Source organism: Segatella albensis DSM 11370 = JCM 12258 (assembly GCF_000426565.1).
GTDB classification, from domain to species: Bacteria; Bacteroidota; Bacteroidia; order Bacteroidales; family Bacteroidaceae; genus Prevotella; species Prevotella albensis.
Genome location: NZ_AUFP01000014.1, coordinates 1 through 14,698, shown reverse-complemented (window position 1 = coordinate 14,698; position 14,698 = coordinate 1). Strand labels below are relative to the sequence as shown.

Annotated in this window: 11 protein-coding genes, 1 tRNA gene and 1 pseudogene; 6 read left to right on the top strand and 7 right to left on the bottom strand. The window is 40.4% G+C overall.

What is annotated here, in order from left to right:
* The 4 genes from K333_RS0108305 to queG all read left to right on the top strand — a co-directional run bounded on the left by K333_RS0108305 (position 1) and on the right by queG (position 5,735).
* The gene (locus tag K333_RS0108305; protein ID WP_024990399.1) at positions 1–705 is read left to right on the top strand and encodes a metal ABC transporter ATP-binding protein; all 705 of its coding nucleotides are present in this window, start codon (positions 1–3) and stop codon (positions 703–705) included.
* 115 nt (positions 706–820) lie between these two features.
* Entirely contained in the window at positions 821–4,168 is a 3,348-nt protein-coding gene (locus K333_RS0108300; RefSeq protein ID WP_024990398.1) for a protein O-mannosyl-transferase family, read from the top strand.
* Positions 4,169–4,186: 18 nt separating this feature from the next.
* Positions 4,187–4,798: a polysaccharide deacetylase family protein gene (locus K333_RS0108295; RefSeq protein ID WP_024990397.1), complete on the top strand. Its 612-nt coding sequence runs from the start codon at positions 4,187–4,189 to the stop codon at positions 4,796–4,798.
* On the top strand, positions 4,776–5,735 hold the full coding sequence (gene queG, locus K333_RS12175) for a tRNA epoxyqueuosine(34) reductase QueG (protein ID WP_024990396.1): 960 nt from the start codon (positions 4,776–4,778) through the stop codon (positions 5,733–5,735). The genes K333_RS0108295 and queG overlap by 23 nt, the downstream gene beginning before the upstream one ends.
* Positions 5,736–5,804: 69 nt before the next feature.
* Here the strand turns inward: queG and K333_RS0108285 are convergent, their stop codons facing one another.
* The 4 genes and pseudogenes from K333_RS0108285 to K333_RS13360 form a co-directional block, all read right to left on the bottom strand.
* Entirely contained in the window at positions 5,805–5,987 is a 183-nt protein-coding gene (locus K333_RS0108285) for a hypothetical protein (RefSeq protein ID WP_024990395.1), read from the bottom strand.
* Positions 5,988–6,033: 46 nt separating this feature from the next.
* Entirely contained in the window at positions 6,034–6,843 is an 810-nt protein-coding gene (locus K333_RS0108280; protein WP_024990394.1) for a polysaccharide biosynthesis/export family protein, read from the bottom strand.
* Between the two features lie 31 nt (positions 6,844–6,874).
* On the bottom strand, positions 6,875–7,303 hold the full coding sequence (locus K333_RS0108275; RefSeq protein WP_024990393.1) for a BT0820 family HAD-type phosphatase: 429 nt from the start codon (positions 7,301–7,303) through the stop codon (positions 6,875–6,877).
* 3 nt (positions 7,304–7,306) lie between these two features.
* Positions 7,307–9,867 (bottom strand): annotated as a pseudogene (locus tag K333_RS13360) (GumC family protein).
* A gap of 170 nt (positions 9,868–10,037) precedes the next feature.
* On the opposite strand from K333_RS13360, the gene K333_RS0108265 reads away from it, so the two are divergent.
* Both K333_RS0108265 and K333_RS0108260 read left to right on the top strand, forming a co-directional pair.
* Positions 10,038–10,265, top strand: a complete 228-nt coding sequence (locus K333_RS0108265; protein ID WP_024990392.1) for a hypothetical protein — start codon at positions 10,038–10,040, stop codon at positions 10,263–10,265.
* A 125-nt stretch (positions 10,266–10,390) separates the two neighbouring features.
* Positions 10,391–10,475, top strand: a tRNA-Ser gene (locus K333_RS0108260).
* 386 nt (positions 10,476–10,861) lie between these two features.
* On the opposite strand, the gene K333_RS13485 is transcribed toward K333_RS0108260, so the two are convergent.
* The 3 genes from K333_RS13485 to K333_RS13680 form a co-directional block, all read right to left on the bottom strand.
* Entirely contained in the window at positions 10,862–12,010 is a 1,149-nt protein-coding gene (locus tag K333_RS13485; RefSeq protein WP_024990391.1) for a glycosyltransferase family 4 protein, read from the bottom strand.
* A gap of 29 nt (positions 12,011–12,039) precedes the next feature.
* Positions 12,040–13,524: a lipid II flippase MurJ gene (locus K333_RS0108250; protein WP_161624560.1), complete on the bottom strand. Its 1,485-nt coding sequence runs from the start codon at positions 13,522–13,524 to the stop codon at positions 12,040–12,042.
* 522 nt (positions 13,525–14,046) lie between these two features.
* Positions 14,047–14,319: a hypothetical protein gene (locus K333_RS13680; protein ID WP_036889130.1), complete on the bottom strand. Its 273-nt coding sequence runs from the start codon at positions 14,317–14,319 to the stop codon at positions 14,047–14,049.
* Positions 14,320–14,698 lie beyond the last annotated feature (379 nt).

Genomic DNA, 14,698 nt, shown 5'->3' with positions numbered 1-14,698 from the left:
ATGGAACCAATTATCAAATTGACGAACATCACGGCTTCTTACGACAACAACATTGTCGTAAGTGATGCCAATCTCACAATATACGACCATGACTACTTAGGTGTCATAGGCCCCAACGGAGGTGGCAAGACCACATTGATGAAGATTCTGCTCGGACTCAAGAGTCCTAAAAGTGGAATGGTAGAATACTTCAGAAATGGCGAAAAGGTTGACGAGATTACGATGGGATATCTCCCACAATATAATGCCATAGACAGGAAATTCCCTATCACAGTATATGAGGTTGTCTTATCGGGACTCTCCAAACAAAAAAAAATCCTACGCCCCTATACCAAGGAACAGCACGCACAGGTGAAAGAGTGCCTGAGATATATGGAACTGGAAAGATTTGAGAAGACACCTATCGGATCCCTTAGCGGAGGACAGTTGCAGAGAGTACTGTTGGCAAGAGCCATCGTATCACGTCCCGACGTCATCATACTGGATGAGCCGAACACCTATATAGACCGACATTTCCAGGAACAGATGTATGAAATGCTCGCAAATATCAACAAGCAATGTGCTATCGTCATCGTAAGTCATGACATCACCGAAATATTACAAAATGTAAAACACATAGCCTGCGTAAATCACAAACTGCATTATCACGAAACAGCCGATCTACCCAAAGATAAGTTAGAAGAACATTTCTTAAAAATGTATTAAAACATTCTAATTTAAAGTAGCGAAGCTACAATTCATAGGCGGTTTGGATAAAAATCTCAAAAGAAATAAGTATATTTGCACGGTATTTTGAAATCACAATAAATATTTATTATAAATGAAACAGTACAGATTAGTGGACAATATTTTGGGCTGGGTGGCTTTCGTCATCGCAGCGTACACATACTGTTCCACAATTGAACCGACAGCCAGTTTCTGGGACTGTCCTGAATTTATTGTAACCGCATTCAAACAAGAGATCGGTCACCCTCCTGGGGCACCTTTCTTCATGTTGCTCGGAAACATCTTCACACAATTTGCCAGCAATACCACAGAAGTGGCCAAGATGGTAAACACGATGAGTGCGCTTCTTAGTGCAACATGTATCTTGTTCCTCTTCTGGACGATCACACATCTCACAAGGAAGTTGATTCTGCGTGACTGGAGTGAGATGACCATCGGCAAACTGATAGCCATCGAAGCATCAGGTATGGTGGGTGCACTCATCTATTGCTGGAGCGACACCTTTTGGTTCTCTGCCGTAGAAGGTGAGGTATATGCCTTCTCTTCAGCCTTCACAGCAGTAGTATTCTGGTTGATTCTGAAATGGGAAGACCATGCAGACGAACCACACAGCGACCGCTGGCTGGTACTGATCTTCTATATGACAGGTCTCAGCATCGGTGTACACCTGCTCAACCTGCTTTGCATCCCAGCCATCGTATTGGTATTCTACTACAAGAAGTTCAAGGATGCCAACCTGAAAGGTTCACTCATCGCATTGACAATTTCCTTTATTGTCGTTGCTGCCGTCCTCTATGGTGTCGTCCCTGGCATCATCACAGTAGGCGGATGGTTTGAATTGTTCTTCGTGAACACCCTCGGATGCCCATTCAACACGGGTGAAATCATATACATCATCCTCCTGATTGCAACGGTAATATGGGCCATCTACGAGACCTACCAAGATAAAAACCTGAAACGAGAGAACATCGCCTTCCTACTCGCAGTAGGTATGCTCGGTATACCTTTCTACGGTTATGGATGGAGCGCATTCTTCATCGGAGTTGTCGTTCTCATCGCTCTGTGGTTTGTACTGAACCGCAAAGTCAAGAGAGAGAAGAGCCTCGTACCTTTAGTAAGTGCTCGCATCAAGAACACAACCTTATTGTGCATGTTGATGCTGATGATCGGATATTCTAGTTATGCACTCATCGTTATCCGAAGTACAGCGAACCCACCTATGGATGAGAACTCTCCGGAGGACATCTTTACCCTGGGTAGCTATCTGAGTCGCGACCAATATGGTGACCGTCCTTTATTGTATGGACAGGCTTACACCTCACAGGTAAAACTCGAACAGGATGGCAATATGTGCAAACCAGTGACCGTAGAAGGTGCACCAATCTATCAGCGCAAAGAAAAGGCTTCCAAGAACGAGAAAGACTCTTACTTCGTAGTAAGCCATAAGAACAAATATGTATATGCCCAGAATATGTTATTCCCTCGTATGTATGATGCAGCCCATCAGCAAGCATACGAAGACTGGATGGGAGGCGTTGATGGCAGTGAAGAACCTTACGACAGATGTGGTGAGAATATCATGGTCAAGATGCCTTCAGCATTGGAGAACATCAGATTCTTCCTCTCTTACCAGTGCAACTTCATGTATTGGAGATATTTCATGTGGAACTTTGCCGGTCGACAGAATGATCTGCAAGGCAATGGCGAACTAGAGCACGGTAACTGGATTACTGGTATCAGTTTCTTGGATAATGCCCGTCTGGGTGACCAAAGCAAACTGCCGGATGAACTGAAAGAGAACAAGGGACACAATGTATTCTACTGTTTACCGCTACTCTTAGGTTTGATCGGTCTATTCTGGCAAGCCTATCGCGGACAAAGAGGTATACGCCAATTTTGGGTTGTATTCTTCCTGTTCTTCATGACAGGTCTGGCTATCGTAATCTATCTGAACCAGACCCCTATGCAACCACGTGAACGAGACTATGCCTATGCAGGTTCGTTCTATGCCTTTGCAATCTGGTGTGGTATGGGCGTTGCAGCTATCATCGACCTACTGAAGAAGCATTGCAAGATCGAGAGTACCGCTATCTCCGCTATCGTAGCAATCCTCGCATTGCTTGTACCGATACAGATGGTAAGTCAAACTTGGGATGACCACGACAGAAGTAATCGATATACATGTAGAGACTTCGGACAGAACTATCTGATGTCACTTCAGGAGAAGGGTAACCCAATCATCTTCACAAACGGAGATAATGATACCTTCCCACTCTGGTACAATCAAGAGGTAGAAGGAGTCGGCACCAACTTCCGTGTCTGCAACCTGAGTTATCTGCAGACCGACTGGTATATCGACCAGATGAAACGCCCAGCATATGATTCACCTTCAGTTCCTATCACATGGCCACGACTTGACTACTGCTCAGGAACAAACGAATATGTAGAGGTGAACCCTGATGCCAAGCAACAGATTCTGGACTTCTACAAACAGAATCCGGCAGAAGCAAAAGCACAATTCGGTGACGAACCATTCGAGCTGAAGAACATCATGAAATACTGGGTTCGCTCTAAAGACAGTAATATGCACTTTATCCCTACAGATACACTGTATCTCGACATCGATAAAGAGGCCGTCAAGAAGAGTGGCATGATGATGGCAGGAGATTCTATTCCTAGCAGAATGGTGATTTCTCTCAAGGGTAAGAACGCACTATACAAAGGCGATCTGATGATGCTTGAGATGCTAGCACAATGCAACTGGACCCGTCCACTGTATGTAGCCATCACTGTCGGTGATGACAACTATATGAACTTAGGCGACAACTTCGTTCAAGAAGGTCTGGTCAACCGTATCACACCATTCACGACAACTCACCAAGGCAATCCTATCGCAGGAATGAAGAACTACGATACCGAAAAGACCTACCATAACGTGATGACACGTTTCAAATATGGTAACCTCAAACAACGTGGTCTTTATATCGACGAGACAACCATGCGTATGTGCTACACACACCGCCGCTTGCTTGCCGGACTTGCCCTACATTTGATTGCAGAGAACAAAGATGCCAAGGCACTGAAGGTACTCGAGAAATCAGAGAAAGAGATACCGGAGTACAACGTACCTTACAACTTCGATAGCGGTGGTTTGGATATGGCACAGGCTTATGCTATGCTTGGTCAGAAGAGCAAAGCCAAGAAGATTCTCCAGAGAGTGGTATTGAATTCAGCCCAATACGCCAACTGGTATCTATCATTGAGCAACGACCGATTCATGCAGAGTCAGAGCGACTGTTTACGCCAGTTCATGGTATTGAATCATGCTGCAGAGATTGCAGGCATGGTAGACAAGAATTATGCCAATGCCATTACCAAACAGATGAATGCCTCATATCGACTCTATCAAAGTCGCGGAGGTCAAACACTGCAAGGCCAATAAATAGAAGGAGGATTCAGAATGTTCATAGAGAAGTCAGGCAGATTCCTACGCTGGTTGTATCCAGCCGCTACATGGAGAATGGACAAGAACGATCATTCCGTATACTTGACATTTGACGATGGTCCTATACCGGAGTCAACCCCATTCATTCTGAAGACCCTTCGAGAATTCGGAGCTAAGGCAACTTTCTTCATGGTTGGCGAGAATGTAGCTCGCTACCATGATCTATATAATAAGATCGTAGAGGAAGGACATCAGGTGGGTAACCACACTTTCAACCACTTAGGATCGTATAAGCACATGGCCATCACATATGCTGCCAACACCCAAGAGGCTAACCAGTTGATACATGCCCATCTCTTCCGTCCCCCTCATGGACTTATGAGGCGTACCGTATATTGGTGGATAAATCGCAAATACCGCATCATCATGTGGGACGTTATCACCCGCGATTATTCCAAATGGCTTACTGCCGACGACGTCGTAAACAACGTAAAGAAATACACCCGAAACGGCAGCATCATAACCTTTCACGATTCGCTGAAAAGTATCGATAAACTAAAGTATGCCCTACCGGAAGCTTTAAAATGGCTTAAAGAGCAAGGATATGAATTCAAAACTTTCGAATAACATCAAAGCCGAGGCCATCAACCTCGGCTTTTTTGCTTGTGGTATTGCCCAGGCTGCACCGGTAGACGAGAAGGTAGCAGAGGCGCTGAAGCATTGGCTCGATAAAGGAGGCAATGCGGGAATGAGCTATATGAACAACTACACGGATAAGCGCTTAGATCCCCGACTTCTCATGGATGGAGTCAAAAGCATCGTATCGGTAGCCATGAACTACACACCGGCCCACCCTATGCCTGAAGAAGGATATCAGTTTGCCGCCTACGCATTAGGACAGGATTATCACGATGTCATGAAGGAAAAATTACGTCTCTTGGCCTCCAAATTCGGATTCGAAGATGAACTGCACAGCAATAACCCTAATGCCAACCATTGTAGGATATTCGTGGACTCCGGACCTGTACTCGAACGATACTGGGCAGAGAAAGCAGGACTGGGATGGACAGGACGTAATCATCAACTCATCATCCCCAAGGCAGGAAGTATGTTCTTCTTAGGCGAATTGTTCCTTGACGTTGAATTGGAATATGACAAACCCATGCGAAACCACTGTGGAACCTGTCATGCCTGCATAGACCACTGCCCCACCCATGCCTTACAGCAACACGGTCCCTACACCACCTTTGACGCCAACAGATGTATAAGTTATCAGACCATAGAAAATCGTGGTGACATACCGGAAGCCATAGCCAAACAGATGGGCGACTGCATATATGGATGCGACCGATGTCAGCAGAGTTGTCCTTGGAACCGCTTTGCGCAACCTAACCATATACCGGAATTGCAACCCAAACCGGAACTACTCGACATGACACGGGAAGACTGGGAACAACTATCCGTAGAGAAATACCGAAAGCTCTTCAAAGGTAGCGCCGTAAAACGAGCAAAATACGAAGGACTCATCAGGAATATCTCAGCCATCAAAAATCGAAAAAAGTAAACGGACACTCCTATAAGGAATGTCCGTACTACGTAGCAGTACACGCCACAACGTTTCTATACCCCGAATCTAACCAAATAAATAAGCATAGATTACTGCACATACCATAAGAACGGCTATCACAGTCATAATGATTTTGAGCACTTTACTGATTTTTTTACGGAGTTCCATAGAGTTCAAACTCCTATATTTGAACTCAGACGCACCATCTCTATGATGATGGTGATGGTGGTGATGCTTATTACTCTCCATTTTCTCTTTATATAGTTAATTAGATTTCTCTTACAAAATCATACACTTATCGAAGGATATTCACCAATAAAGATGCTATAGACACCAAAATTGACGTAGCAGAGAACCACAAAGAAGTGGTGGTACCGACAGTAGAATTTTGCGCCTTCACCTTATTAGGCTCTACATAGATGACATCGTTCTGCTGCAGATAATAATATGGAGAATTCACCAGATTAGCATCATTCAAGTTCAATCGATGAAACTCAATCTTACCATCAGCATTCTCACGAACCAGTTTCACATTATCACGAACACCATAGATCGTCAAGTCACCAGCCTGAGCCAACGCCTCGAGCACATTGATCTTCTCATTGGCAACGGTAAACATACCTGGACGAGCAACCTCACCCAATACAGATATCTTATAGTTAATAGAGCGAACGGTAACGATAGGATGCTCACTCTGTGCCATATAAGGAGCAATCTGTCCAGCAATATACTTTTCAGCCTCGTTCTTTGTCATTCCACCTAAATGCAGACGACCGATAATAGGAAAGTTCACACATCCCTCATTATCAACAATATAACTCTGCAAAGTTGGTTGAGTGGCAGTAGTACGCAAGTTGGCATTCATTGGCGTAGCCACAATAAGATTAAAAGGTTCTGCAGCCGCAGAATTCACTGTACTTACAGTAATCGTAAGTACATCCTTAGGCATAATCTTGGCATCATAGAGAGCCCTGCTACTCGCCACAAGCATACTATCGCTATTCTGGAAATAGGCTACATTCTTACTACTGCCACAACCTGTCATAGTGATGACAGATAAGGCCATTACCAAAAGGGTTAATATGGATAAAGATAATTTCTTCATATCTGTTTTTATTTATAATTCTTTGTTATCATTAGAATTGCCACCAATGCTTCTTTTTAGGACGATGATGATTACTTCCCCCATAAGAAGCCTCGGTGATGAGATGATTCCATGTCTTGTGGTGGGTAATCATACGATAGATAGTCCCCCAATCGGGAAGTCCACCAAGATTACGATCGTCTATGAATACATCAGCCTTCAACTTACGACTGAAATGCTGATTGTTGTTTATGGTTTCCTCAGGATAATCACGATTCACAGCATAGAACTCCACCCCCCGCTGACGACACCACTCTACAGCCTCATCAAGAAGTTTGCCCTCACGTACCGACCAGAGTATCAACTTATGATGTTCCCGTATGAGCATTTTTAGAGTATCCGTAGCAAAAGGAATCTCTTCACCTATCGCAGGATATTTGTGTTCCACGATTGTCCCGTCAAAATCGACTGCTATAATCATAATTTATCTTTTTATTGAATTATCGTTGGCATTACCATAGTGACTGTCGGAATAATTTCCATAAGTTCCATAAGTTCCGTAACCACCATAACCATAACGACCATATTTGCCATAACCATAACCGTAACCATAGCCATAGCGTCCATACTTGCCATATTTGCCATAGCCATAATAATAGCCATATTTCTTCTTCGACATATCCACACCGTTCAGGATAATGCAAGCATTGTTGATCTTCTTATCCTCTACCAGGCTGTTGAGAAGCCCCATATTACTCTTCGGAGTATAATCGGCACGTACCACATAACAACAAACATTGGCATATTTAGCAACCTGAAGTGTATCAGTAACCAATCCTACCGGAGCGGTGTCAAGGATGACATAATCGTAATTCTTCTTAAGCACATCAATGATGTCCTTGAGATTCTCACGTGCCAAAAGCTCAGCAGGGTTCGGAGGTGTAGGTCCCGCCAAAAGTAAATCAAGATTCTCGTTTTCGTTTGATTTATCAATTTGTCCAAGAACATCAGCCTCGGTAACTTCATTCTTTACCAACAATGTAGATACACCTTGATGACGGTCGGAACGTCCAAAAAGACGACCCAATGCCGGCTTACGGATATCAAAGCCACAGAGTATCACCTTCTTGCCCAACAAAGCAAAACTGACAGCCAGGTTGGCAGCATTAAAGGTTTTGCCCTCACCTGACGTTGAAGAGGTGAAAAGTATCACCTTATCCCCTGGTTTCATCATAAACTGCACATTCGTACGCAGCGAACGGAATATCTCATCGATAGAATCATTACGGTTGGCATGCACCACAATTCCCGCTGCCGTTTTAGCGCTCTCACTAGCCACCGCAACATCAGCAACGATAGGAAGATTGGTAAGACGCGCTACATCATCATGACCCTCGATACGATATTTTAGGAACTGAATTAGATAAAGTATTCCAAAAGGAAGACCTACACCCAAAATCATCGAGAAGAACAGAATGATTGCCGACTTTGGTGATACCTTTCCGTCTACCTGAGGGTCATCAATCAACTTACCCTTATCAGCTGTAGCTGCAAGAGAGATAGAGTTTTCTTCACGTTTCTGCAACAACATCAGATAAAGACCAGATTTAACCTCCTGTTGACGACCTATCTGCGTGAGCACACGTTCCTGTTCAGGCGAATTGTTCACCTTGCTCTGATAAAGTTGATACTGATTAGCTAAACTTTGACGCCTAATATCAGCAGAACGAAGAGCCTGCATCAAAGCTGTACGGATAGAACTACGAAGTTCATCGAGCGTACTGGTAAGTGTCAGTACCTGCGGAGCCTGTTCGCTAGCACTCTTCAATAAGCGGTTACGATCGAGCACGCCCTTATTAAATTCAGCAATCAAAGCTGTAGACGACTGATCTTGTATTCCGATATTCGAAGGATCAAGTCATAAGCATGAGACGGTTTATTCACATACTCACGGATATAATTGATCAACTGCACCTGAGAAGTAGCCTCTTGCAACTTATCAGAGAACTGAGCACTCTGCTGTAGCGAATTTGTAGCATCGAGTTGCAACTGGGTCACATTATTACGCTTTTTATATCCTTCGAGTTTACCTTCTGTAGAACCCAATTCCTTATCAATCTTAGCCAAACGGTCGTTGATAAATTCCTCTGTCTTATGAGCAATTTCATTCTTATCCTCGTTGGCCTGCTCATTATAACAACGAGCCAACTGTCTTAAGAAATCAACACCACGATTAGGAATCTGATCCTTGAGAGTAATCTGCGCAATAGAAGTACGCTTACTCGTAGGCTGGACCGACATCGCTCCCAGATATTTCTTAGCGATAAGGACAGGCGGTACAATTGTAGCCTGCCAAGTTATGGCATCATAACTGCTGAGCGGACGTCCACCGATACGATTAAGATTATTCGTAAAGGTAAGTGTACCAATCTTCGTACGTATCGAACAAGGGAAAGAGGTAAGAGTACGCTCAAACCGCCCTATCGCCATACCACCTTTATAAGTAGTACCTTCGATGAAATAACGAGGGCCACTCTTTCTAAAGGTTATCGTAGCACTATAGACACTCTCTATCAAATCCTCATCAAGTTTATCGAGGTGTGCAGGGTCAATGTCTACATTGATCGGTTGATCACGATACATTAAATAAGATCCGACACGGCCAATAGCAGTGTAGTAAACATAAAGTTTCATCTTCTTTACGACCTCACGAGCCAAAATAGAAGATTGAAGGACCTCTACCTCATTATCAATACCCGCAGAATTGGTCATAATACCCAAATCCTGCATATTAGAAAGCATCTGATTACGACTATTTCGCGGAGTCTGTTCATCCTTGATCAACATCTTTGCCGACATCTGAAACACAGGTTTCGTATAGCGCAGATAAAGCATAGCTGCACTAACACTGATGACGATAGACAGAAGAAACCATTGCCAATTAAGGATGATCATGGCAAAGACTACTTGAAAGTTAAAAGATGTTCGTTCTTCCTTTTCGAATTGTTCGAATTTCTCTACTTCAGAGATTTTCTCTTGTGTCATATGTTATCTGATATTAAGCGAATGAATAGTAACTAGTACTATATAATAAGGTTTACAATGGCAAATATAAAAATCTTTGATTAAAAAACAAAAAAAAAGAGACTTTTTTCACATAAGCCGAATGATTTTTTTACCTTTGCCCACGATTTAATATCAATACAAGCAATAATATGGTAACAAATATAATCTTTACATGGTGGAACAACCTCGGATTCTTCTGGCAATTCTGCATTGCCTGGTTTATCTTCGGCATCGTAGTATGGGTGGTAGAAATCATCCACAGTTGCGCCTATTGGGGAAAGCACGAGCAAAAAGAACTAGATCCATGGGTTATCGAAGAAATGGAAAGGAAGAAAGAGGAAGAACTAAAGAACAAGAATAAGGCCAATGTCTCATAATAATATAAGGTAAGCAACTCTTTCTAAAACTTTTTTCGAAAAAAGTTAGATAAAAATTTGGTAGTTTCAAAATAAAACCCTACCTTTGCACTCGCTTTTAAGAAACAAAGCAAGGCCACAATATTGGAGAGATGGTAGAGTGGTCGATTACAACGGTCTTGAAAACCGTCGTACCGAGAGGTACCGGGGGTTCGAATCCCTCTCTCTCCGCAAAGTCCTGTAAGTTTTTACTTACAGGACTTTTTTTATTGATAGATCTATTTGCTGCTATGAAAAATACGACAAGAGAGAGATGATTCTCTAAACTCGAAAATATAATAAAGAAATTTTGCTAATACCAAACGATAGTACGAGATAAAGGATACCGAGCAAAAACATATAAATCATCAAATAAAAAAGGGACGCAATAAAGTGCATCCCTCTTTCTTATATAATATTACTTAAACTGAAAATTTACACTCCGTATCTATCAACTTTTCAATGAAGTTTTATTTTCCATTTATACTTACATTGTATATTATTCCCTAGGTATTTGTGTTACAACAACACAATAATATTATAGCAGCATTAAAATTATTTCTTTTTGCATACTCAATTTACAGGTTAATCAATTTATTAGCTACTGTTTTCACTCTATACTCCCAAGACAAAACAGACACATCAAAATGCTTATAAACATCTATATTTGTCTTACCATCCACCACATTTTGTATCTCTCGGCTCATGGCATCAGCATCTCCTATAGGTACTAATCGACCATACTTTCCTTTTTGAATTACATCATTTGCTGCGCCAACAGATGTACTAATAATGAAATTATTAAATCGTTGACTTTCTACAAACACCAATGCAAAACCTTCATATCTACTAGACAAGAGAAAAACCTTTGAACGATTATACCATTCCCACAATTCTTTTTTATCGTAGATAGGTCCAACAAATGTAACTTGACTTTTCTTATTCGGATTCTCGCTATAGAATTTATTAATGGTATCTTTGAAATCTTCCTGTATAGTACCTATAAGAATTACTTTCCAGTCCTTTAAGTCCGTCTTAGCCAATGCCTTAAGAAGCATCTCAGTGTTTTTTTCGGGGGTTCCTAATCGCCCTACCGTAATCATAAGTTTTTCTTTTTCAACTATATTCTTTTCCTTAATAGCAAAATGACTACAGAGAGCATCATCGAAACCATTTGGCATGTAAACCAGTTTTTTACCCCACTGATTCCAAGACGTCTTACTCTTATTAAGTTTCTGAAATGCAAGTTGCGTTTCACAGGAAATTACATCTATTTTCTTTTTAGACCATTTATCAAAACATCCAAACAGCCATCTCTTTATCCAACAATGATGGAAATTGTAGTCTGGAAGATCATAAGGATTAGCATCCATCTTAATATAGCATTTTCCTTTGGGATTAAACAATTTGTAAACCAATCCCAAAATTCTTGTTTCCGGACAATCAAAGAAGAGCATAAAATAATCAATCTCTTTAGCATGATGCCAAAGATAAGCGTACATAACTTTATAAGATAGGTACCATTTACTTGATTTCGTGTGACCATTTGGTATATCTATCAAGTGTACCCCATCTTTCTCTTTGGGTAAAGTGTGTTCACGTCTATCATAAAGGATGTTGATACTATCACATTTTAATTCTTTACCAAGATAAAAAGGAACTAAGAAAGGGTCCTTACCATAATGTTCCTCTGTGAATTCGGGGAAATATAAAGTAAAATTTGTCATATTATTATACGAATTTATTATCTAAGACATCAGCCTATTTTAGCTATTGTATTTTGGTATACTTTAAGAATCATATTCCTCACGTTGAATCCTATCAACCATGCCATTAACGGAACACTTATAGCAAGTGTTCCTAGATTAATAATCAGTGCTATAAACGAATGCTCAACTACACTAGCAGAGTTAGCTATGGCATATATCGACGATATTCCTATAACCACAACAATACCTTTTAGATAGAATACAAAGATTCCCTTTTTATTCTCTATATCCAATTTATAAAACATTATGAGGCCCGATACCAAATGAACGAGTCCAAGTGATAAAGGGAAAATATAAACTCCCAATATGCGAACAAAAACTATATTGAAAGCCAATACTACTAATTGGTTAGCAACCCCTATGCTGGCATAGATTTTTCTTTTATTATTCGCCATAAGCGATGTACCTGCCATCAAGTACATGAATACACCTATAAAGGCAAATCCAAAGCATCTTGTAAGATTGATTATCAATTGCAGAGCCTCGTAACTGACCTTACCACGATGGAAAAAGAAAGTACATAGAGGTGTGGTGGCACCAATCATAAATATGGCAGCCATAGCATAGATAATCATGCACATCTTAAAATTCTCTTTCAACGTATGTCCAAAATCATTCATGTCGTGTGTGATGTAGTCTTTACTTAAAATCGGTAGCATCACCGTAGTCAACACACTTGTCAGTACCGATTGTAGTATAGTCATAAATTGACTTGCATAATCTACAGATGAGATTATACCGCTTCCAAGAACACCAGCTAAATATTTCTGTACAAATGTATTGAGTTGTCCAACAAAATAAGGGAAGAACAGTGGAAGAGAAAACACCACAAATGACCATGCATCATGTATGTTGTACTGAAATATTCTATCCCATAGAGGAATATTTTTCAAATGCAAAAAGTGGATAATAAGGACCAAAAGGAATACAATCCCGAAATACTGAGCTATCAGCAAAGCATAGATACCTATCAAGGGAGCAAAAAATATGACAGCTATGATATTGAGTATACCGGAAAGAAAAGCAACTATTTCCGGAAGGTAATAAACCTCATACGCATTAAGCACAGAAATCGATATATTAGTCAGTTCAGTTATCAGTAGACTTGGTATTAAACAAATCAAAAGTTTACCCAGTATCGATGCAGAACCACTAGTCATATTTGAGGTTATCAGGTTGGCTATTGGTTCATGAAGAAATCCAATGATGACACCCATAACCAATGTAACTGAAAAGATAAAACCTACTAATGATGCAGCCTTATCTATGGCTATAGTCTCTCCTTCTTCTTCTTTTATATAGATGAACTTTGTTCTAAATATTTCATCCAACGGTCCCCAAAACATACTTATAAGTGTCGAAATAAAAGTAGATGCCAGCACCCACATATCTTTCTCTACACTCACGCCGAAGAACTTTGCCGTATACGTAATCGACACGACACTGATGAGCATACGTAAGAATCTCAACACGAAAAGTTGAAACGTTATTTTTTTTATGTTTTTAGCCATTGTCCCGTTGTTCTAACAAATATGAAACCATGAGGAGCTCATATTCTAAGCCCCCTAGCCCTGGATTTCCTGACGTAATATCCATGCAATCCCGGCCATCATATTTGGCACTGTCCATATAAAAACCTATCTTCATCTTTTATTATATTAAATTCGCCATTGACTAACAAAACTGATTAGAATATTCCTTATCAAACAGAGTATCTTATCCTAAAAATTACCATGTTTATCTTAGCATAACTAGACGCTCAATCAAAAAGTATAATACAAATAACCATTGACGAGCGACTGTCGTTTAAAATCTTATTATGATGCAAACAACAGAAAGCAAATCCAAGACTTGATAACCAGTCGCAAAATTAGGAATTAAATTCTAATTAGTGAAATTTTAGAGTAATTATTTTTAATGATAAAAGGAAAATCGCTTGTTACATTTTTATAATGATTACAACGCTAAACAAATAAGTTAATTACAGGGCTTTTTTATCCTATAATATATTTCTTCCATGGTAAAAAAGAGATACATTTCGTTAAAATATACGCTCCAATAAATGTCAATGCCATAACAAGAATCTGAACTATGATTCCACTCCCCATATATTCAAAAACATGTTTTGTTATAGAATACAGAACAAACATATGAGAAAGATAAATTCCAAACGACATACGACTCAACTCAACAACACCTCTATACAAGCCACCAAAAGGTTTCATATTGACTCTCATAAATAGCATAAAAACAAATATACTTAACATCACAGTACCTACAGAAAGAAAAGATTTGTCAATTTGCAGTTTTCTATTGATTACTAAATTAATCAATTGAACTTTCGCATGTAAGAAATCACATGCATATATTAACGTAAATTTGGAATAAAAAAGGCTTCAAAGTTTGTTTAACTCATTGAAAATGAGTAATTTTATAGTGACCAAACAATAAAATTCAAACTTAGAAGCCGTGAGCAAAGATACAACTATTCTATCAGATTTGAGAAGTTTCTTCTCTGAAAATGAAAATAATCGTGCAATTAACAGCATAATGAGAGTGATGGAACATATAAACATACGCTCTAGCCAGATTGGTGTAGAGAAGCGTGCGAATTGCAAGTTTACATCCTTGCAGGTACTCAATCTG